We start from the raw sequence: 20,996 nt of genomic DNA, 5'->3' as shown, positions 1-20,996 counted from the left end.
TTTCCATTTCCCTTTCCCTTACTCCTGCCTGTCCAGTATCTCGCCAATGAGTTCGCCAACAGTGCTGGACGCCTTACCGTAGCGGTGCTCGCAAAAGGCATTGCCGAGACGGCTGCGTTCAAGGTTGACTTCTACTGTGCGGGCACCGGCCAGATTGGCATATTCAACAAAGCCTGCTGCCGGATAGACATTGCCGGAAGTGCCAACGCTGATAAACAGGTCGCAGCGTGAGAGTGCATCGTAGATGCGATCCATCTGCAGGGGCATTTCCCCGAACCAGACCACATGCGGGCGCAGGGTGCCGGTGCGGTGGCAGCATGCGCAGGGCATATCGACGGTGAGATCGCCGCGGAGGGGGAACAACCGGCCGCTGGCACTACAGCGCATCTTCAGCAGCTCCCCGTGCATATGCACCAGCGCGCGGCTGCCGGCGCGTTCGTGCAGGTCGTCGATATTCTGGGTGACCAGCAGGAAATTTCCGGTACAGGCCTGTTCAAGCTCCGCGAGGGCCTGGTGTGCCGGATTCGGGGCGACTGCCGGCGACAGCAGTTGCCGGCGCCGGGCATTGTAGAAAGCCTGCACCAGTTGCGGGTCCCGCGCGAAGGCTTCCGGGGTGGCCACATCTTCCAGGCGATGGTTTTCCCACAACCCGTCGCCGCCGCGGAATGTCTGCAGGCCGGATTCCACGGAAATTCCAGCCCCGGTCAGTACAACGATATTTTGGTAGCGCATTGGCAATGCCCGGCTCTGGATCAGTTGCGTGGAAAACCGGTATTGGGCCCGGAGTACCCGAAAACGGGTTGGCCGGGCCGCGGCTCAGTGAAGCTTCATGCGCGGTTTTACAAAGCGGTTGGCCTGTCCCACCAGGTAGATCACCATGGCTTTTGCCCAGCCGTGCACGGCAGCGAGATGCATGCGGTACAGCGAGCGATAGGCGAGCCCGGCAACGCGTCCCTCGATGGTAAGGCTGCCTTTGACCAGCGCTCCCATCAGGTTGCCCACCGCGGTGTGCTTGCTGAGGGATACCAGCGACCCCCGGTCGTTGTAGCGAAATGCCCGCAGGGGTTTTCCTTCAACCCTGGCAATCAGGTTGTGCTCTGCCACGCCAGCCATCTGTTGCGCGGATTGCGCCCGGGGTGGCACGCGGAAATTCCTGGCATCCAGGCAGCCGGCACAGTCGCCTATGGCGAAGATGTCCGGGTCGGTATCCGATACCAGCTCTGGTGAAACCTCAATCTGGTTGAGCTTGTTGGTGGCCAGGCCATCGAGGCGGGAAAGGAAGTCCGGCGCCTTGACGCCCGCTGCCCAGACACGGATGGCCGCCGGGATTTTCTCGCCGTCTGCAGTGGTCAGCCCGTCGGCCGACGCCTCGGCTACCGCACAGCCGGTTATGACCCGTACACCCAGGCGTTGCAGTTCCCGTTCGGCGTTGTTGCCGAGCCGTGCGGGCAGGGCCGGTAACAGGTGGTCTCCCGCCTCGATCAGGGTAATCTGGAGTGCATCGCTGTCGATCTTGCCATAGCGTCCCATCTGCTCTGCGGCATCCACCAGTTCTGCCGCCAGTTCCACGCCCGTGGCTCCGCCGCCGACAATGGCAATCTGCAGGCGCTCGGTGGTGCGGGTTTCCAGCTGCAGGAACCGGTCCAGCAGCAGCCGGTGAAAGCGGCGAGCCTGCTCACTGCTGTCGAGGAAGACGCAGTGTTCGCGCACCCCCGGCGTGTTGAAGTCATTGCTCTGGCTGCCAAGGGCCAGCACCAGGTAGTCGTACTCGAGCTCCCGCGCGGGAACCAGCTCGTGGTCATCCTCGTCGATAACCGGTGACAGGGTAATAACCTTGCGCTCGCGGTCGACAGACTCGAGGCTGCCCAGCTCGAAGTTGAACTGGTTCTTGCGGGCATGTACCTGGTAATTGAGTGCGTCGAGGCCGGTGTCAATCGAGCCGGTGGCCACCTGGTGCAGCAGGGGTTTCCAGATATGGGTGCGGTTCCGGTCCACCAGGGTTACCCGGGCGGCGGGATTTTTCCGGGTGCGGCCGGGCAGTAGCGAACGATTGAAATAGTGCCCGAGACGGGTGGCGAGCTGTAGCCCCCCGGCACCGCCGCCGACGATTACGATCTGCTTCATGGATGGTCTTCCTGTGTCGTTTTTGAATTCGACTCCCCAACTGTGAAGACCTGATTCTGATTAGTTATGGGCGCAGTATCTCGCGCCGGCAGCGGCTTGGCAATGCCGCGCTGGCGCGTGCCACTGCGGGAGCCGGTCAGGCGCGTACCGGCTCAGCGTTCTCCGCGCGGGGGACTGGGCGGGATTGCTCGCCGGCCCGCTGCAGGGTAATCGGCTGGTCACCGGTTATCTCCGTCACACTGCCGATGATGGTCGCATCGGTGCAGCCTACGCGGTGCAGCTCGCGCAGGCAGTCGCCCGCCCGGTCCGACGGTACCGCAGCCAGCAGGCCGCCGCAGGTCTGCGGGTCCGCCAGCAGCGCCCAGTGTGGCAGCGGCTGCCAGGCACGCGGGTTCTGCACCCGGTCGTAAAAGCGCGCATTTTGGGGATGCAGGCTGGATAACCAGCCCGCTTCGACACAGTCGGCGGCTCCCTCGACCAGCGGCAGCTCCTCCGCCACCAGTGACGCACCACACGCCGGCGGGCCGGCCAGCATTTCCAGCAGGTGGCCCAGCAGGCCGAAGCCGGTGACGTCGGTGAGGGCATGGGTGCCATAGCGCCCGAACACATCCGCGGCACCGGCGTTACTGGTCAGCATGGTTGCCAGTGCATGCTCCACCCAGCGCGGGTGGGCGGCACCGGCGCCCTCCGCGGCCAGTACCGCGCCGATGCCCAGGGGCTTGGTGAGTATCAGCTGGTCGCCCACCTGGGCACCGGTCTTTTCAAGCAGCTGGCCGGCATCGGCGAGCCCGTTGACGGTCAGGCCCAGTTGCATTTCGGCACCCTCGGCGGTGTGGCCGCCGCCCAGCGCGCAGTCGTGCCGGTTGAGTTCGTAGATGGCGCCGTCGAGCAATTGCTGCAGGTCACGCTGCACCAGTTCCGGTGCTGCTACCGGCAGGGTGGCCAGCAGCTGCGCGGTCACGGGCCGTGCATGCATGGCAAACAGGTCGGACAGTGCGTGCAGGGTCGCCAGGCGGCCAAAGATCCACGGGTCGTCGATGGGCGCCCGCAGCTGGTCCGAGCTCTGCACCAGCAGCTGGCCGGGGGGCAGCTCCATTACCGCCGCATCGTCACCGGCGCCGCGCAGCAGGAACTGCGACTGCTGGCGCGGCAGTTGCTGCAGTGCCCGCTGCAGGATCTCCGCACCCACCTTGGCGCCACAGCCGTTACAGCGCATCTGTGACAGGGCGGCGCCGCCGCGTTCGCGCACCGCCTCGGGGCGGCGGCGGAACAGTTGCCGTCCGCCGTCGCGGTCCATGTCCACCGGTAACTCGGCAAAGCGGCGCATAAACGCACGGTCGATATGGTCTTTCCAGCGCCACAGGGATCCTCCCGCCAGGGCCAGGCCGTTGCGGGATGCCACCGCGCGCCGGTCGCCGCAGGACAGCAGGCTGAGAAAATCGCGCTGGGGCCGGAAGGCCCGCAGGGGACGCTCGGTTACCGCGGCGCGCAGGTTATGGAACAGCACCGGGCCCTGGCGCACCGCGTAGACACCGGCCTTGGGCAGCGGTGACGGCACGAAGCTGGCGGTGTCGCCGGCGGCGAACACATTGTCAAAGCCTTCGGCGCGCAGGTTCTCGTCGACACGGACAAAACCCCGCTCATCCAGCGCCAGGCCGCAGTCGGCCAGCCACGGGTGGGCCCCCGCATTGGTGCACAGGGCAATTTCATCCAGTGCCAGGGTGCGATCGTCGTCACTGACCAGGCCCTCGTCGGTGACCGCCTGCACACGCCAGTTGCGGTGCACGGTAACTCCCAGCCGGCGCAGTTCACCCGCTACCAGCCGGCGTGCCAGTAGCGGGTAGCCGTCGGGCAGGTGCGCACCGCCATGGACCAGGTGCACCTCGACCCGCCCGGTATAGATCTGTTCTTCCAGCGACCATGCAATAGCCATGGCCAGCTCGCAGCCGCCGGCGCCGCCACCCACCACACCGATACGGATATGCTCGCGGCTCTTCAGTACACGCTGCTGCAGCTGCTGCCAGAAATGGTGGAAGCGGTTGATGGGTTTTACCGGCACTGCGCGCTGGGCACCCGGCAGGTTGCGGGCTGGGCCGGCGCCGATATCCAGTGAAACCAGGTCGTATTCCAGCTCCGGGCGGCCCTCCAGGGAGATGCGTCGGCTGACCGGGTCAATACGGCGTGCACGGGCACGGATAAAGCGGGCGCCCGCGGCGCGACACAGGCGCACCAGGTCGATATGGGTTTCGTCCAGCTGGTAGTGGCCTGCCACCAGCCCCGGCAGCATGCCGGAATAGGCTGTCTGTACGTCGGGGGACACCAGGGTCAGGCGCACACCGGGCAGGGGGTTCATGGCCCACATCTGCAAGACAATGGCGTGGGAGTGTCCGCCGCCGACAAGGACGATGTCCTGGTAATCAGGGTTCTGTTGCATGATCGCTCGCCGGGAAACCCGGGTGAGTGGTTGGTTGAGATAGACAGTCTATCTGTTCGATCCGAATTCGCATGGAAGTCGGGCGCATTATGGCGAAAGCCGGCGACAGCCGCCAAAAAAAATCGTGGCGCTGGTCTTTAATTACCGGGCACAAGTGCGGTTAGCGCTTGCACCAAATTCATTGCTCCCGCGCCAGTGTCATCAATAATGCCAAAGCAGTCCGCCCAGCAAAGTCCCGATCATGTCGCGCGCCTGCTATGGCTGGTGGTGGGAATTGTCGTGGTAACGGGCCTGCTTCAGCTGGTGTTGGCCATGGTGCTGGAACAGCGCCTGGAAACCTGGCTGGAGCAGCGGGGTTACCGCGCCGACATCGGTTACCTGCACCTGTCGATTGCCGACCTGCGTGTGGAAATCCACGGTGTGGAATTGCGCAATCGCGAGGGGCGCGGTTTGCGTGCCCGCGAACTGATGCTCGATTACAGCTGGTGGCAGCTGCTGCGGCGCCGTATGCATTTCCAGCGCGCCTGGCTGGATGGTGTTGAGTTCGACCTGGAATCGCGACCGGGAGAGCAGGTGCGGCGCATCTGGGAAGTCGCCGGCTGGGACCTGGGCGAGGGCGGGCAAAAGCGCGACCGGGATTTTCAGCTGTTGATCGACCAGCTCTATATCCGTGACAGCCAGCTCTGTTATCGCGCCCGCGAAGCCTGGAAGAAACCCAATTGCCTGCAATTCAGTCGCCTGTCGGCACAGGACTGGCGGCTGTCACTACACCGCGAGGGCGACACCCCCCTGCAGGTCGAAGTGGCTGCCGGGAAACTGTCGGCGCGTGACCTACTGGTGCGTGAACAGGGTTCCCGGTCGATCCATACGGTACTGGTAGGGCTTGACCTGACCGATGCGTTGTTTGCCCGGCCCGGTACCCGCATCACTGCCGTGGAACTGGTGGCGGATCGTTTTGGCAGTTGCCTGCCGCAGGAATGGGCCGATGCCTTCCCCGCCTTCGGGCGCATCATCGGGCACTGTGGCATCGCCCGCCGGTTACAGCTGGAGGGCGACCTGTCTTTCAGTTTCGGGTCCGGCGCGCAGGTCGGTTGGCTGCGTGGCAACGGCCAGGGCGTGATCCTGCGCCGCAGTGACCGGCGCTGGCCCGACTGGCGCGCGGAAACCCTGGACATCAACCAGATGGAATACTCCCGCAGCGCAAGCGCGCTCGCCTGGCAGCAGGGCGGTGCCACCGCGTTCGACTGGTGTCCGCCGGCGTGGCGCCGGCCGGGGATGCACTACTGCGTGCGCGCCGGCAGTATGAACCTGCCCGACCCCACCACTATCGACTGGCAGAACCGCCTGGTGATCCACGGTGGCCCGGTGGACCTGCGGCAGGTACAACTGCTGGATGTCGCTGGTGCCAACAACGACCCACTCACTGCCCACAGTGTTTTCGCCTCCTCCCTGGAATACCGTGGCAAGTCACGCCGCCTGTCCCTGGACGCCTTCCAGCTGGAAAGTGCCAGCGGCTGCCTGCCCGGGCGACTGTGGGGGATACCGGATTATTGCGGTCGGCTGGCGGGCCTGAAAACCCCGGAGCGACTCGGTTTTCGCTTCCCCGACAGCACCCGGGACCTGCCCCTGGGTGCCAGCAGTGGCCCCCTGCGCCTGGGGCAGCTGCAACTGTGGCAGAAGCCGGCAGCGGGTCGTCGTGGGGAGCAGAAGCAACTGCTCGAGCTGGAGGCATTGCGCTGGCAGCGGCTTAACCTGCTGGGTGGCGAGACGCCCTACCTGGTGCAGGATTTCTCGCTGGCACACCTGTCGGGTTGTGTCCCCGATGCTGCATTGCCGAAAGACCTGCGCCCCCTTTGCGGGCGCGCACAGCACCTGCAGGGACGCGGCAGCTTTGCCTGGCAGGGCGGCGAAGCGGGATACCTGGTGGCGGGCGAGCTGGTGCTGGAACGACTGCTGCTGGCCGACGGCCTGCACCAGCCCACCGGCCTACTGCTCACCGGCCTGCACGGGGGGCCGGCAATGTTGCGCCTGGCGGGCGGGGAGAGGGCCACTGGTCCTGGCACGGGGCGCGCCGGGGGAGGTGCGTCGCCGGGAAGCCCGGCTGGTGATGGCGAATTCGCAATCGGGGCAGAAAAGGGCCTGCTGCCGGAAGAATTGGCGCGCTCGCGCCGTGAAGCCGATGGGACGGAAGAGCCGGACGGCCCCGGCACTACAAGCCTTGATAACCCCAACCTGAAGGTGGAGGAATTCACGCTGGCGCAATTACAGGGGTGCCTGCCGCCGGCCTGGGAAGTATTGCTTTATCGCAATTCCGCCGGGATGCCCACCTGTTTCGAGATGGACAAACTCGAGCAGGAGAGCGAACTGCGCCTGGCCTGGGGTGGCGGCCTGTTACTGCAGGCCGGCGATACCAGTGCGGAGCGGGTACTTGCCACCACCCGCGGCGGGCGCGAGCTCCTCTACCTGGAGGCGCTGGAGATACCGGCTGCGAAGGTCCTTTTGCCTGCCGCCGGGCCGCGCCTGGTGGAACTGCCCGGCATGTCCCTGGAGGCGGCCCGCGGTTGCCGGCCGCGGAAGGGCAGTCGCGACACCGGGAACACGGCGGAATGCGCCCGGCTGGAAGACCTGGCCCTGGGGAACAGCTTCAGCATTCGCGCCGACGCGCGCCAGCTGGCCATGGACCTGGGTGAATCCCGGCTGGGACAGGCGCGGCTGCTGGGTGCCGAAGATGAGTACCTGGCGGGGATTGAAGACGCCCGTGTCGGCTTGCTGAAGCTCGACTGGTCGCGGCCGGACAAGATGCCCGACCGGTTACGTGCGCAGGACGTGGCAGTGGCAGAAGTCCACGGTTGCCTGCCGGAGAGTGTCTCCCTGCGGCCGGGATTGCCGCGCTGTGGTTCGGTCGACGATGTGAGGCTGCAGGGCAGTGACGACGCAGCCGAATTGCGACTGGGGGAAACGGTGATGAAAACATCGCCGGTGGCCCGGCCGCTGTGGCGGTTCGAGTCGGCGCGCGTGGCAGAGCTGGGGCTGGATGAGGAGGCGCTGTTGCTGCGCAACCTGGAGCTGCGGGAAGTGCAGGCCTGCGGCATGCGCGAGCTCTTGCCGCCGGCCGTGCGGGCGCGCGGGGTCGGCGACTGCATCGTGGCGCCGCGACTCGAGTTCACCGGTGTCAGCCGCATCGGCCTGGGCGCCGCGGCGCCAATGGTGGAACTGGCAGCGCTACAGCCGGAGCCAATCCGGCTCTGGCAGGAAGGCGGTGATTTCGCCCGTTTTGGCGTGGACCAACTGGGCTGGCAAAGGCTGCGCTGGAGCGGCGGGACAGAGCTGTCCGTCACCGATTTCCGGTTGGGCGGCTTTGTCGGCTGTGATACGGGTCCTGTTGCGCGGGCGGTGGAGCAAGTGGCGGAGGCGCTGGAACCCCCGGCCACCGAACCCTGTATCCGCCTGCGCAGCCTGTCCCTGCCGGGCCGGCAACAATTGTCGCTGGCGGGGCCATTCGGCAGCGATGGCGCCATCGAGCTGGACGGTCTGGTAATCAGTGGCCGCGCCGGGCGGCCGCTGGAAATCCGGCAGCTGCGACTGGACCAGCTGAGCTATGGGGGGGAGTCGCCCTTTATCAGCCTGGCGGGAGCCAGTGGGTGTCTCTCCGCAGACTGGTTCCCGGGTACCGGCCTGACCCCCTGCTACCAGCTGGGTGAGATCCGCGTGGAGCGGCGGGGCGTCGACCCGGCCAACGGTGCCAGTACCATTTACGGCCTGACAGTGGGGGAGGGCCGGTTCACCCAGGACGGTTTCCCGTCCGGGCTGCCTTCCGGGTTGCTGCTGTTTGACTCCCTGGGCGCCGACCGTGTGTATCTTGGCGAAGGCCTCTTCGCGGTCGATGGCCTGTTGCTGGATACCATCTCCGGTTGCCTGCCGAGGGGGTACGTGGCGCCGATCCACCACTGCTTTACCCTCGGGCGGCTGGATGTCGACGGCAGTTACCGGGCCGGGGACCAATACCTGCAGCTGGCAAAGCTTGATGCCAACGAGTTGCTGGTACTCGGCACCGATGGGCGGGAGCTGGTGCGGGCCACCGAGATCCATACCGCGCAGGCAGTACTGCGTGAAGGGGAAATCGGGATACCGTGGCTGGAGGCCAGTGAGCTGGGATTCCTGGGGCGCCACGAGGAGGCGCCCGAATTCAAGCGCCATGGCTGGGACAGTGAGGTGCGGCAGTTGCGGGCGGAGCAGGTAACCTATTCAACTGCAGCCAACGCGCTGGAGATCAGCGATCTTGAGATCGAGCGGCCCAAGCTGATCCTGTTCCGCGACAAGGGAGGCGACTTCCCGATTGAAGAGCGATTCGGGAAGCTGTTGGGAGTGGAGGGCGAACCCGAGCCCGCTACCGCGGAACGGCGGCCGTTCCGTTACCGGCTGCATCACGCCACCCTGCAGGGAGGACGCTTTACCTGGCTCGACCGGCAGGGGCAGTTCCGCGCACGGCTGCCTATCCGCCAGATCTACGTAAAGCTGGAAAATGCCGGCAATTATCCCGAGGACGACCCGGCCACGATCGTATTGAAAGGCCGTCCCGGCGGCTATGGCGAGCTGCAGCTGGCGGGTACGCTCGATTACCTGGCGACAGAAAAATGGAATGCCAGCCTGACTGCCAGCATCGCCAACGCCAACCTGATTCCCGCCACGCCGTATATGGCCAACCTGCTGGGCTATAAAATCCTGCAGGGCCAGCTGGATGCTGTTGTCGATATCATCATCCACGAAAACAAGGTGGACGCGGTGGCAGACATGCGCCTGAATAAAATACGGGTGCGCCGGGTGCGTGACAGCGATCAGCTGTCGGTGGAAGAATCAATGATTCCCCTGAACGTCGCTCTCTACCTGTTGCGGGACGGGAAGGGCGATGTCCGCTTCACCATGCCGGTGACTGGCAACCTCTACGACCCGAGTTTTTCCTTCAGCTTTATTTTCAGCGAGCTGTTGCAGCGCGCCATTCTCGAGGCCCTGTTCAGCTATTTTACCCCGCTGGGCTTTTACAGCCTGGGGCAACTGGCATGGCAACGCCTGATGGCAGTGGACTTTGACCCGATTGAATTTGCGCCAGGCAGCGCCGAGCTGAATGATGCCGCCAGGCGGCAGCTCGACGAGGTTGTGGAAACCCTGCAGGAAAGACCGGAGGCGCGTCCCGGTATCTGCGGCATTGCGAATGCCCGCGACTGGCACGCACTGGACCCGCAGACCACGCCACCCATGTGGCACAGTCGCCGGACACGGGAAACACTGTACCGGTACCCGCCGATTGAAAAACTGGAGGAACTGGAACGCCTGGCGCGCCGGCGCAGTCGCGCGGTGGCCCGGTTCCTGATTGAGGCCGGTATTTCCGCCGATGAATTTATCCAGTGCGCGCCCGATTACAACGGCCGGGATTTCGACGAGCCGCGGGTGGAGTTTTCCAGTTAGGGGCGCGCGGGCGTTGAATACCCGGCCGTCCACAGATAGTGCGCGGCAATTGCCGGGATTGGAAAACCCAATTGCCAGCTATGGTTGAAAAGCCGTTCATGTGAATGCAATTTATTGACGTGCGATCCACTTTGCGGGTTTTCCCGATTGTGGCAATACCTGCCAAGTGGCAGAAATCTGCAGCGCAAGCGCTCATCAAAGGGAGACGCCAACATGCCGAAGAACCTCGCCCAGAAACTGATCGAGTCACACCTGGAAAGCGGCACCCTGGAACCGGGCAGGCCGATCGAACTTAAGATCGACCAGACCCTGACCCAGGATGCCACCGGCACCATGGTGATGCTCGAATTCGAAGCGCTGGGGCTGCCGCGGGTCAAGACCGAGGTGTCGGCGCAGTATGTCGACCACAACCTGCTGCAGACAGACTTCAAGAACGCCGACGATCACCTGTTCCTGCAGAGCGCCTGTCGCAAGTTCGGCGCCTGGTACTCGCGCCCGGGCAACGGTGTCAGCCACCCGGTGCATATGTCCTGCTTCGGGGTGCCCGGCAAGACCCTGCTGGGGTCCGACAGCCACACCTGTGCCGCTGGTTCCATGGGCATGCTGGCGATTGGCGCCGGCGGGTTGCAGGTGGCCCTGGCCATGGCGGGTATGCCGTTCTCCGTCACCATGCCCAAAATCATGGGGGTGAAGCTGGAGGGCGAACTGCCACCCTGGGTCAGCGCCAAGGACATTATCCTGGAAATGCTGCGCCGGCATTCGGTCAAGGGCGGGGTCAACAAGGTCATCGAATATTACGGGCCTGGCCTGAAGAACCTCACGGCGATGGATCGCCACGTGATTGCCAATATGGGCCAGGAACTGGGCGCCACCTCCAGCGTGTTCCCTGCCGATGAAACGGTACGCGCCTTCCTGCGCCAGCAGCAGCGCGAGGACGACTTTGTCGAGCTGAAGGCCGACGAGGGGGCTACCTATGACGAGGAAGAGACCATCGACCTGTCTTCGCTGGAGCCGCTGATCGCCTGCCCCTCCAGTCCGGACAATGTGGTGCCGGTGAGCGAAGTGGCGGGCAAGCCAATCTACCAGAGTTATATCGGTTCCTCCGCCAACCCGGGCCTGCGGGATTTTGTGATACCGGCGCGGATGGTGGAGGGCAAACATGTGGACGAGAGCGTCTCGTTCGACATCAACCCCACTTCCCGCCAGTTGCTGGAGGAGATCAGCCGTACGGGTGACCTGGCGCGACTGCTCGAGGCGGGTGCGCGCCTGCACCAGACCGGTTGCGGTGGCTGTATCGGCATGGGCCAGGCTCCGGCCAGCGGCCAGATCAGCCTGCGCACGGTACCGCGCAATTTCCCCGGTCGCTCCGGCACCAAGGAAGACCAGGTTTACCTCTGCAGCCCCGAAACGGCCACCGCCAGCGCACTGCGCGGTGAGATCACCGATCCCCGCGATATGGATATGGACTACCCGCAATTCAGCGAGCCCGATGAGCTGCCGGATATGCGCCCGCTGCTGCAGCCGCCGCAGGAAATCCCGGTGGAAGTGGAGCTGGTCAAGGGCCCCAATATCCAGCCGCTACCGGATTTTGACCCGCTGCCGGAAACATTGAAGGGCCCGATCCTGCTGAAGGCCGGCGACAATGTCTCCACCGACGAGATCCTCCCGGCCGGCGCCGAGATCCTGCCGCTGCGCTCGAATATTCCCGAGATCAGCCGCTACACCTTCTCGCGCATTGACGAGCAGTTTTACGACCGTGCCATGGACCTGGATGGCGACAGTTTTGTGATCGGCGGTGAGAATTACGGCCAGGGTTCCAGCCGCGAGCACGCCGCCATTACCCCCCGTTACCTGGGTGTGCGTTGCGTGATTGCCAAGAGCATGGCGCGCATCCACCGGCGCAACCTGATCAATTTCGGTGTGCTGCCGCTGCTGTTCGACAAACCGGAGGATTACGACCGGCTGGAGCAGGACGCCGAGCTGGAAATCGACAACCCTGCCGACCAGCTGAAGGAGGGTGAGCCGGTGGAAGTCAGGGATGGCAAGAGCGGCGACACCTTCACCGTGGTACACAACCTCTCCGCTGAGGAAATCGATACCCTGAAACAGGGCGGGCTGATCAACAAGACACGCAAGGACCATCCGGATATCGACGCCTGATCCGGTCCCGCCCGGGGTTTATTCGCATGGAAGCGCTGCAGCAGTTCCTGGATATCGACTGGCAGCTGGTATTGCACCACGTGGTTGATATGGCCTGTGCCTATGTGCTGGCTTTGCCCATCGGCTGGGACCGGGAAAAGCGCGAGCGCTCTGCAGGCCTGCGAACTTTCCCGCTGGTGGCGGTGGCCGCCTGTGGTTACACGCTGGTGGGGTTCGCGGTGCTGGACTCCACCGGCGCCGAAGGCCGGGTGATCGAGGGGATCATCACCGGCATGGGCTTTATCGGCGGCGGCGCCATCCTGAAAAGCGTGTCCGAGGGCGAGGGGCGTGTGCAGGGCACGGCGACGGCGGCGAGCCTCTGGGCCACCGGCGCCATCGGCCTGTCGGTGGCCCTGGGCCGCATGGAGATAGCCATCGTGATCAGCGCGCTCACCTTTACCACCCTGCGGGTGGTGACATCGGCCAAGGAGCACCTGCCGGGGGTGAAAAAAACAGAGGATCCCGGCGATTAGGCGGTACTGCTGGTAAGCCGGTCCAGCCGCAGGCGCTCGCGGTGATCGAACAGGCGGCGCGAAGCCACGCTCACCGCGACAAAGGTGCCGAAGCCGGTGCCGGCGGCAATGGTGAACATGATCAGGATCTGGTATTTCACCGCCAGTGCCGGCGCCGTGCCCGCCAGGATCTGGCCGGTCATCATGCCCGGCAGCGAGACAATACCGGCCGCCGCCATCGAGTTGATGATCGGCATCAGCCCCGAGCGCATGGCTTCGCGGCGGATGCTACCGCAGGCGCTGGACCAGGTTTCCCCCAGCATCAGGCGGTTCTCCACCAGCTGGCGCTGTCGCCACAGCCCCTCGGTCAGGCGGTCCAGTCCCAGTGCCACGCCGGTCATGGTGTTGCCCAGCATCATGCCCAGCAGCGGGATTGCGTACTGTGGCTCGTACCAGGGCGTGGGCCCGATCACCGCCACCAGGGTGAGCACGGTAACGCTGAATGCCGAGACAAACATGGCGGCGGTGCCGATGGTAAAGCTCCAGCCGCCGCGCAGTCGTCGCTGCTGCCGCGCCATCACCTCGCGACCGGCCAGCAACAGCATACCCAGCCCCATCAGCGCCACCCACAGCAGGCTGCCGACGGAGAACAGTGCCTCCAGTACCAGGCCCACCAGCGCCAGCTGCACCGCCGTGCGTGTGGCGGCCACCAGCAGTGAGCCGGCCAGGCCCAGTCGGGCCAGGTAAATACAGGTGGCCAGCACCACCACCAGTCCTGCGGCCAGCGCCAGTTGCCACCAGGAGAGGTCAATCACTTCCATTCAGCGCTCCTCCAGCCGGCCATCGGCAATATGGAAATGCCGGTCGGCGACGCGTTCGATCTGCTCCTGGTCGTGGGCGACCCAGAGTGCCGGCAAGCGGCGTTTGTGAATGCACTCCACCAGCCAGTTTTCAGTGGCGCGGGTGGTGTCGGGGTCCAGGTTGGCAGTGGGCTCGTCCAGTAGCAGGGCCGCCGGTTTGAACGACATGGCCCGCACCAGGGCCAGGCGCTGCTTTTCGCCGGACGACAGGCGGTCCACCGACCACTCCCCCGCCTCATCACTGAAGCCCAGTGCGGCCAGCGCCTCGGGCTGCGGTTGTTGCAGGTGTTCCCCCACCGTATCGAACCACCAGGCGCTCTCGGCCGGCACCAGCATCACCTGGCGGCGCCAGGCATGACCACGCATTTCCCCCTGGGCCCGGTGCCCCAGCCGGGCCGTGCCGCCGTGGGGCTCCAGGTCGGCGATCGCCCTCAGCAGCCGTGTCTTGCCGCTGCCGCTGGCCCCGGACAGGCAGATGATCTCGCCGGGCGCCACCTCCAGGGAGGCGGGCTGCAGGAGGTCGGTGGAGAGCTGGTCGAGGGAAAGACGCTGCTCCTTCAAGGTAATTTCCCGCTGTCATGCCCGGGAGTCCGGGGGCTACACACAGCGCTTGGCGCGTCGGGGCGCAATGCCGGGTTATCGGAAAAAAATTTCTTTTTTTGAGTCATAAGTGATTTTTTGTTTCAATATTGGCGCTTATTTTAACTATATAACCTTGGGGTAATCACTATGTCCAAACTCAGCAAACTGGCTGCAATCCTTGTCGCCGGTGGTGTGGCCATGCCACTGGCAGCACAGCCAGTCGCCGAAGTCGGTGCGGTATACCAGGGCAGCTGGGGCTTTCATGGCGAGACCATCAGCCTCGACGCCGATGCCGCCGCGCTCAATGGCATCGCCGACAGCGGGTTCGGAATCGGCGCCAGCTATGCCGGTCGCAAAGGCATGTTCAACTTCTCTGTCGGCGGTAGCATTTTCTTTATTGATGACGAGGACGAGTTCTCCCAGGACGTGGAGAATATCGTAACCGGCGACCAGAGGACGCAAGATTCGAGCATCGATGCCGGCTCGCTGTATATCGACGGCGGCCTGGTGCACTCCTTCAGCGACCGTTTCGAGGCTGGCGTCAACGTCGGTTACCGATACTTTGATATCGACCGCACCATCACCAGCTGTACCGACTGCTACAGCGAGGATATCAGCATCGAGAGCGATAGCTACATCAAGCCATTCGCAAGGTTCCTGTTCACCGACCGGGTACTGGGCTCCCTGGCCTACTACAGCTACAACGGTGACAAGGGTGTGGAAAGCACGCTGCAGTTCTCCGCCGAAGTCCGTATGTAAGCGGTCGCCATGGGCTTTCCCGGGGGCAGTGATCGCTGTCCCCGCAAGTGCCAAAAACGGGTTGCCCAGGCCCACAGTTACTCCCGGCCTTTGAACCCTTCCCGATTCCTCGCCATAATCCGCCTCTCCCAGACAGAATAACGAGATTCACGCTGTATGACTGAACCCTCCGTCTACGAGGCGACCGAGCGCCTGCCGCTGAAGGAATATACCGAGAAGGCGTACCTGGACTACTCCATGTACGTGATTCTCGACCGCGCCCTGCCCAATATCGGCGACGGCCTGAAGCCGGTGCAGCGCCGTATCGTCTACGCGATGAGCGAGCTGGGCCTCAAGAACACGGCCAAGTACAAGAAGTCCGCCCGCACCGTGGGCGACGTGATCGGTAAGTATCACCCGCACGGCGACAGCGCCGTGTACGAGGCCATGGTGCTGATGGCGCAGTCATTCAGCTACCGCTACCCGCTGATCGACGGCCAGGGCAACTGGGGTTCGCCGGATGACCCCAAGTCCTTCGCCGCCATGCGTTACACCGAATCGCGTATGGGCAAATACTCCGAGGTGCTGCTGTCGGAGCTGGGGCAGGGCACCGTGGACTGGCAGCCCAACTTCGACGGCACCATGGACGAGCCATCGGTGCTGCCGGCGCGGGTGCCGAATATCCTGCTGAACGGCACCACCGGCATCGCGGTGGGCATGGCCACCGATATCCCGCCGCACAACCTGCGCGAGGTGGTGAATGCCACCGTGGCGCTGCTGGAGAACCCCAAGGCCACCGTGGCCGAGCTTTGTGAGTATATCCAGGGCCCGGATATGCCTACCGAGGCCGAGATCATCACGCCCCGTGCCGACATCCACAAGGTCTACGAGACCGGCCGTGGCTCGGTGAAGATGCGTGCGATCTGGAACCGGGAGGATGGCGATATCGTCATCACCGCATTGCCGTACCAGGCCAGTGGCGCCAAGGTGCTGGAGCAGATCGCCCAGCAGATGCAGGCCAAGAAACTGCCCATGGTCACCGACCTGCGGGACGAGTCGGACCACGAGAACCCCACCCGCCTGGTGATCGTGCCCAAGTCCAATCGTGTGGATGCCGAGCAGGTGATGAACCACCTGTTCGCCACCACCGACCTGGAAAAAAGCTACCGCATCAACATGAACATGATCGGTATCGACGGGCGCCCACAGGTGAAGAGCCTCGACAAGATCCTGGGTGAGTGGCTCAGCTTCCGTACCGTCACCACCCGCCGCCGCCTGCAATTCCGCCTCGACAAGGTCGAGAAGCGCCTGCACCTGTTGCAGGGCCTGTTGGTGGCCTTCCTGAATATCGATGAGGTGATCGAGATCATCCGCACCCACGATGAGCCGAAGCGGGAACTGATGGACCGCTTCGAACTCACCGACGTGCAGGCGGAATATATCCTCGACACCAAGCTGCGCCAGCTGGCGCGCCTCGAGGAAATGAAGATCCGTGGCGAGCAGGCGGAGCTGGAAAAGGAGCGTGACACGCTCACCAAGACCCTGGACAGCGCCCGTCGCCTGAAAACCCTGATCAAGAAGGAACTGCTGGCCGCCGCCGACGAGTTCGGTGATGACCGTCGCTCACCGATCGTGGAGCGCGAGGAAGCCAAGGCCTTCAACGAGGCGGACCTGCTGACCTCCGACCCCATTACCGTGGTGCTGTCCGAGAAAGGCTGGATCCGCTCCGCCAAGGGCCACGAGATCGACCCGGTGGCCCTCAACTACAAGGCCGGCGACGGCTTCAAGTTCGCCGCCCGCGGCAAGAGCAACCAGCCGGCGCTGCTGCTGGACAGCACCGGCCGCAGTTACGCCATCGCCTCCCATACCCTGCCGTCTGCGCGGGGCCAGGGGGAACCACTGAGTGGCCGCATCAACCCGCCCTCCGGCGCCACCTTCGAGGGCCTGCTGATGGGGGCAGAGGACCGGCGCGTGCTGCTGGCCTCCGACGCCGGCTACGGTTTCGTGGCCAAGCTCGGGGACCTGCAGTCCCGCAACAAGGCGGGCAAGGCCATGCTGACCCTGCCCAAGAATGCCCGGGTGCTGCCGCCCTGTGCCATCGAGAACCCGGACGAGGCACTGCTGGCGGCCGTCACCAGCGAGGGCCGCATGCTGGTATTCCCGGTTTCCGAGCTGCCGGAGCTGTCGAAAGGCAAGGGCAACAAGATCGTCAATATCCCCTCCGCCCGTGCGGCCAGCCGCGATGAGATCGTGGTGGGCGTGGCCGTGCTCGAGGGCAAGGCCCAGCTGGTCATTCACGCCGGCAAGCGTCACACCCGGATCAAGATCTCCGAACTGGACCACTACCTGGGCGAACGGGGCCGGCGCGGCAACAAGCTGCCGCGTGGGTTCCAGAAGGTGGACCGGGTTGAGGTCGAGGACTGAGCCCGCTCCGCCGGGAATGACAACAGCAACTCAAAACAGGCGCCAAATGGCGCCTGTTTTTTTGCATGTGGATACAGGGGATGGTTATATCTGGGCATATATGTCCAGATATAGGCATTGATGGTCAGATGTAACCATATGCCCAGATATGGCCACGCCTATTAATAAACTGTTATGTGTCTGTGAGCTAAGAGCGATCTATAAATGATATATCTCGAGCACAAAGGAAATCGAATTGCTAGCTTTAAGGTTTTTGAATCTGATCAGCCATGGCACATCTGCGAGTTTTCGCCTTTAGAGAGGTTTAGCGAACACGAAGAATTCTTCAAAGCGTTTCAGAAGGAATATCAAAGCAGAGAGGTTGGTAATTTCGATGAGCATTTTGGCAAGCTAGTGGCAAACAACTACAAGTTGGTTTCGGGTAGTAGAGAGTCTGTTCGCTTTACCCTATTGTTTGAAGAGGCGCACGTAAGGTTGCGAGCTCATTTTGTACAAAACACATAACAAGGCCAAGCACGCGGACTCGCTAACGCTCGCTCGGTGTTGGCGGCGTTAACTGTAAAAATATGGAAGAAATCGCACTAGGATCACTTAACTCGAAGTTCTATGAGAAGAATGGAGAAACTTACTACAAGATATCGCCAATACTCGGGCAACAAATTAACTTCTTTTTGGATGCCCCAGTGTCCGAGATCAAAGTACTAAAAAACACGGGTGAGGTGCTGTTGCTAAAGCGTGGCGGCCTAAAATTGAAGATGGCCTTCAAGCCATATGTGCCGGGGCTGTTGAAGCTACGAATATACCCTTTATATTTGGGCTTCATACCAATGGGGGTATATTTCTGTGAAATATCAGAAACCAATAAGAAAAGGCTGTTCCGTGCGTTCAGCAACAGTTAACAAGGCGGTGTTGTCGCCTTCGGCTGGGACTGCCATTCCGCTGGCGCTCCATGCCAGCCCCAAACCGCGGCGTTATACCTCACGTGGAATCGATGACTGAGAAAAAACTTACCATTCCAGCCGATTATGGTTGTTTAGCAATTCTTGATCCAGAAAGCTATGTCGGCTTCGTATCTGAGGATTGGGCTATTGAAGGATTAAAAAAGCACTTCATTGATCAAAATAAATGTGGCTCTCTAATCTCTTGGGGCTGCAGCTACGGAAATTGGATTGTTAAATTGGTTTTTGGTTCATCTAATGAGGTAGGGGTTCGATCATTCTTCTCCGGCCTTAAAACAAATGGAAAATTACTTATCACAACATACGATAGCTTAACGATGGCAGCTCAGTTCGAAGATGTTTCTCTTCCGGAGGCACACGAAGTCGAGCGGGTTATTGAGGTGGCGCCAGGCAGCTATAGAGTTACAGTAATTCAGTGCTTTAAAACTGAGCAAGCTGAGTCTGACGACGTGTTTAATCAAACAATACCGCATTACATAGTTGCATTAGAGCCGGTAAATGAAGAAATTCCCCCTATTAAGGACGTGCCGTGGTTCGAAGGCTATTAAGGCATAGCAAGGTGCTGCTAGGGACAAACCTACGCTGCGCTTCGGCTGCTGGTTATTAGGTCGTTAGATTCTGTCCGCCTCGGAGGGACTGGATTTTGGATCTTAGTAGAAATAAAATACTGAATATGAAGACGGTAACAAAGTAAAAATTAAAATTCCTATATCTACCAGCGGGGTGTGGGGCGGAATCTGTGGGCTAATCTTCCTACTACCATGGCGCAATAGCTGGATTAACCGTGGTTTTCTGCTGTCGCTGATGTCCGCCGGCATTTTGTTGCTGCTGCTTTTGCCGATGCGCGGCTTTGGTGTCGGTGTGCTGGTACTGGTGACACTGACGCCCCTGGTTATCATTCTGGTTTGTGCTGCAGGTGGTATTGCGGGCTCAGGCTGGCTGCGCGCACAGGGAAAATAATCTGGCTCAATTGACTGGCAACAGGATGCACTGTATGAAACGCACACTATCCATCGCAACATTATTGGCAACGTTCTCGCTGGGGGCAGGTGCTTCAGAGCAGGAGACCCGTCACCTCATTGGGTTTGGTGCCCTTACATTTGCCGACAATTGTGTGAAGTGTCACAAGATAGACGGCTATGGTGAGGAAGCGCTGTACCCATCCCTGCGCGATCCCGCGTTGCTGGCAAACAAGCCACTGCTCATTGACACGCTGTTGCACGGCCGCTCGGCACCCCGCCGCAATGGCGGTGAAGAGGATCTGATGCCGGCGCTGGAGTTTCTGACGGACCGCGAAATCTCGGCGATCATCGCGTTTATCACCAATACCTGGGGTGATGAGGTGTTGCTGGTGAGTGAAGGGGAAATCAAGGCGGCGCGCTGAATCGGCTCTACTGAACCGGGCGGAACGAGAGAGCGCTCTGCATAAACGGAAAAAGGTCGGCCCGGGGCCGACCTTTTTTCGTTTATGCAGCGGGTTACGCGGGCTTTCTTGCCAGCGGCTGACACATACAGTGCACGCCGCCACCGCCGGCGGTGATCATAGAAATGGACAGTGGAATTGCTTCTAAAAGGAAGGTGACCGTCAAAAATTTTTCATGTTACCGTGAAGCGTTGCTTCCACTCGCAAGCGCGATTGGTTGCGGACGTAAGCCTTACCTCACGGGAACGCGTCTTGCCGCATCTACTATCCCTTCCAGTAGTAACTTCACCTCCACACAGTTTGACGGGCCTCGCTTTCGCAGTGGGGATTTACTAGGTGCCAGGGGCGAGCTCATAATGTTCGCTGCGGCAAAATATAACAAGACGCCGAACGATACGCAGCGCAAGCGCTACGATCGTTGCCTATGTCGTTAGGGCGCCAAGTGATAAAAAGTACGAAAGTACTCGCGCCAAATACGAGATTTCAGCGTCAAAATTTTAACCTACTTGAAGATTTAGTTTTGCTCGTCTTGTTGCTGCAGTCTGCATTTGTGGTTGTATGAAGAATGTTCGAAACGTGTGTGTCTATTATCTGCAGTAATCTCCGCAGGCGCTGTGAGTACATATAGCATGGAAAATTAAACCGATCAAAGGAAAGATATCGTGACAATAAAGTTAATTGTATTTTCAGTAGTCACTATATTTTCTAGTTATTTGTATGCAGACAGTCTTTTTACACGTGAGTCAAAGGAGAACTGTAGGGCTAGTTGTTATTATTTTGATCAAGTCGGTAATGTTCTCTTACTTGTTTTAAAGGATGATGCTGGAGAGGTGGTGCAAACTAAATTTATATCAAATGAACTTCCCCCGGGGATTAGTCTTGATAATCCGAGCAATGTTTACCACTCTGGTCAATCTAAGGAATGGAGGCCTGGCGATACATCTGGAGCCGTCCAGCCCCAGAGTACTTCTTCAGTCCATATCGAATTTGATTCAAGCGTTTTTCCATATAGTGGGGGAGCTCTAGGAGCTGTAGTAATCCGCCTTACTCATGGTTATGGAGGTAATGCATTTTTCTTTGAAGTATTTTCTTGTACTGGGAGTGAGCCAGAAAAGCTGGGGACAAGTGAGCGTGATTGGGATATAAGCACCCACCACTATCATGGGGTTTTTGGCACAAAAGTACATGCTGCAGTGGTTGCTCAGCTGAAGGTTAATGGAGTTTTGCTAGAGCCTTGCGCCTATTCTAATAACATTGAGATACCTGACCCAACTCCAAATCCGGAGATTTAGTTCGCAGTACCGCCTAACAAGCGACTGTGGTGCCAAACAGCCATTT

Annotated in this window: 14 protein-coding genes; 9 read left to right on the top strand and 5 right to left on the bottom strand. The window is 61.4% G+C overall.

The window, feature by feature from the left end; translation table 11 throughout:
* Positions 1 to 18 precede the first annotated feature (18 nt).
* The 3 genes from cobB to selD all read right to left on the bottom strand — a co-directional run bounded on the left by cobB (position 19) and on the right by selD (position 4,558).
* Positions 19 to 732 (bottom strand): Sir2 family NAD+-dependent deacetylase, encoded by a 714-nt coding sequence (cobB, locus tag LVE68_RS07610; protein WP_233006426.1) that lies wholly within the window; start codon positions 730 to 732, stop codon positions 19 to 21.
* 84 nt (positions 733 to 816) lie between these two features.
* Complete coding sequence (locus LVE68_RS07605) at positions 817 to 2,124, bottom strand: NAD(P)/FAD-dependent oxidoreductase (RefSeq protein WP_233006425.1); 1,308 nt, start codon at positions 2,122 to 2,124, stop codon at positions 817 to 819.
* A 136-nt stretch (positions 2,125 to 2,260) separates the two neighbouring features.
* Entirely contained in the window at positions 2,261 to 4,558 is a 2,298-nt protein-coding gene (gene selD, locus LVE68_RS07600; RefSeq protein WP_233006424.1) for a selenide, water dikinase SelD, read from the bottom strand.
* Positions 4,559 to 4,765: 207 nt separating this feature from the next.
* Here selD and LVE68_RS07595 point away from each other — a divergent pair, with 207 nt between their 5' ends.
* From LVE68_RS07595 to LVE68_RS07585, 3 genes are all read left to right on the top strand, one after another.
* Positions 4,766 to 10,021: a DUF748 domain-containing protein gene (locus LVE68_RS07595; RefSeq protein WP_233006423.1), complete on the top strand. Its 5,256-nt coding sequence runs from the start codon at positions 4,766 to 4,768 to the stop codon at positions 10,019 to 10,021.
* 213 nt (positions 10,022 to 10,234) lie between these two features.
* Positions 10,235 to 12,181, top strand: coding sequence for an aconitate hydratase (locus LVE68_RS07590; RefSeq protein ID WP_233006422.1), 1,947 nt, complete (start codon positions 10,235 to 10,237; stop codon positions 12,179 to 12,181).
* Positions 12,182 to 12,207: 26 nt separating this feature from the next.
* Complete coding sequence (locus LVE68_RS07585; protein WP_233006421.1) at positions 12,208 to 12,693, top strand: MgtC/SapB family protein; 486 nt, start codon at positions 12,208 to 12,210, stop codon at positions 12,691 to 12,693.
* Here LVE68_RS07585 and LVE68_RS07580 read toward each other — a convergent pair.
* Positions 12,690 to 13,493: an ABC transporter permease gene (locus LVE68_RS07580; RefSeq protein ID WP_233006420.1), complete on the bottom strand. Its 804-nt coding sequence runs from the start codon at positions 13,491 to 13,493 to the stop codon at positions 12,690 to 12,692. The two genes, LVE68_RS07585 and LVE68_RS07580, sit on opposite strands and share 4 nt — an antisense overlap.
* Positions 13,494 to 14,093, bottom strand: a complete 600-nt coding sequence (locus LVE68_RS07575; RefSeq protein WP_233006419.1) for an ABC transporter ATP-binding protein — start codon at positions 14,091 to 14,093, stop codon at positions 13,494 to 13,496. It lies immediately after the preceding gene.
* A gap of 168 nt (positions 14,094 to 14,261) precedes the next feature.
* Between LVE68_RS07575 and LVE68_RS07570 the strand changes: the two genes are divergently transcribed.
* The 6 genes from LVE68_RS07570 (at position 14,262) to LVE68_RS07545 (ending at position 20,950) form a co-directional block, all read left to right on the top strand.
* Positions 14,262 to 14,873, top strand: a complete 612-nt coding sequence (locus LVE68_RS07570) for a hypothetical protein (protein WP_233006418.1) — start codon at positions 14,262 to 14,264, stop codon at positions 14,871 to 14,873.
* 156 nt (positions 14,874 to 15,029) lie between these two features.
* Positions 15,030 to 17,276, top strand: coding sequence for a DNA topoisomerase IV subunit A (gene parC / locus LVE68_RS07565; RefSeq protein ID WP_233006417.1), 2,247 nt, complete (start codon positions 15,030 to 15,032; stop codon positions 17,274 to 17,276).
* A 991-nt stretch (positions 17,277 to 18,267) separates the two neighbouring features.
* Positions 18,268 to 18,783, top strand: a complete 516-nt coding sequence (locus LVE68_RS07560; RefSeq protein WP_233006416.1) for a hypothetical protein — start codon at positions 18,268 to 18,270, stop codon at positions 18,781 to 18,783.
* A 256-nt stretch (positions 18,784 to 19,039) separates the two neighbouring features.
* Positions 19,040 to 19,195, top strand: a complete 156-nt coding sequence (locus tag LVE68_RS07555; RefSeq protein ID WP_233006415.1) for a hypothetical protein — start codon at positions 19,040 to 19,042, stop codon at positions 19,193 to 19,195.
* 34 nt (positions 19,196 to 19,229) lie between these two features.
* Positions 19,230 to 19,619, top strand: a complete 390-nt coding sequence (locus tag LVE68_RS07550) for a c-type cytochrome (RefSeq protein WP_233006414.1) — start codon at positions 19,230 to 19,232, stop codon at positions 19,617 to 19,619.
* 701 nt (positions 19,620 to 20,320) lie between these two features.
* Positions 20,321 to 20,950: a hypothetical protein gene (locus LVE68_RS07545; RefSeq protein WP_233006413.1), complete on the top strand. Its 630-nt coding sequence runs from the start codon at positions 20,321 to 20,323 to the stop codon at positions 20,948 to 20,950.
* Positions 20,951 to 20,996 lie beyond the last annotated feature (46 nt).

This window comes from Microbulbifer sp. YPW16, assembly GCF_021290385.1.
GTDB classification, from domain to species: Bacteria; Pseudomonadota; Gammaproteobacteria; order Pseudomonadales; family Cellvibrionaceae; genus Microbulbifer; species Microbulbifer zhoushanensis.
This window is presented reverse-complemented; position numbering and strand designations above follow the sequence as displayed.

Bases quoted from the DNA above. Each gene is read 5' to 3' on its own strand.
- LVE68_RS07585 (WP_233006421.1), top strand. From the start codon at position 12,208: ATGGAAGCGCTGCAGCAGTTCCTGGATATCGACTGGCAGCTGGTATTG.
- selD (WP_233006424.1), bottom strand. From the start codon at position 4,558: ATGCAACAGAACCCTGATTACCAGGACATCGTCCTTGTCGGCGGCGGA.
- LVE68_RS07570 (WP_233006418.1), top strand. From the start codon at position 14,262: ATGTCCAAACTCAGCAAACTGGCTGCAATCCTTGTCGCCGGTGGTGTG.
- parC (WP_233006417.1), top strand. From the start codon at position 15,030: ATGACTGAACCCTCCGTCTACGAGGCGACCGAGCGCCTGCCGCTGAAG.
- LVE68_RS07550 (WP_233006414.1), top strand. From the start codon at position 19,230: ATGAAACGCACACTATCCATCGCAACATTATTGGCAACGTTCTCGCTG.
- LVE68_RS07555 (WP_233006415.1), top strand. From the start codon at position 19,040: ATGTCCGCCGGCATTTTGTTGCTGCTGCTTTTGCCGATGCGCGGCTTT.
- cobB (WP_233006426.1), bottom strand. From the start codon at position 732: ATGCGCTACCAAAATATCGTTGTACTGACCGGGGCTGGAATTTCCGTG.
- LVE68_RS07560 (WP_233006416.1), top strand. From the start codon at position 18,268: ATGACTGAGAAAAAACTTACCATTCCAGCCGATTATGGTTGTTTAGCA.
- LVE68_RS07580 (WP_233006420.1), bottom strand. From the start codon at position 13,493: ATGGAAGTGATTGACCTCTCCTGGTGGCAACTGGCGCTGGCCGCAGGA.
- LVE68_RS07605 (WP_233006425.1), bottom strand. From the start codon at position 2,124: ATGAAGCAGATCGTAATCGTCGGCGGCGGTGCCGGGGGGCTACAGCTC.
- LVE68_RS07595 (WP_233006423.1), top strand. From the start codon at position 4,766: ATGCCAAAGCAGTCCGCCCAGCAAAGTCCCGATCATGTCGCGCGCCTG.
- LVE68_RS07590 (WP_233006422.1), top strand. From the start codon at position 10,235: ATGCCGAAGAACCTCGCCCAGAAACTGATCGAGTCACACCTGGAAAGC.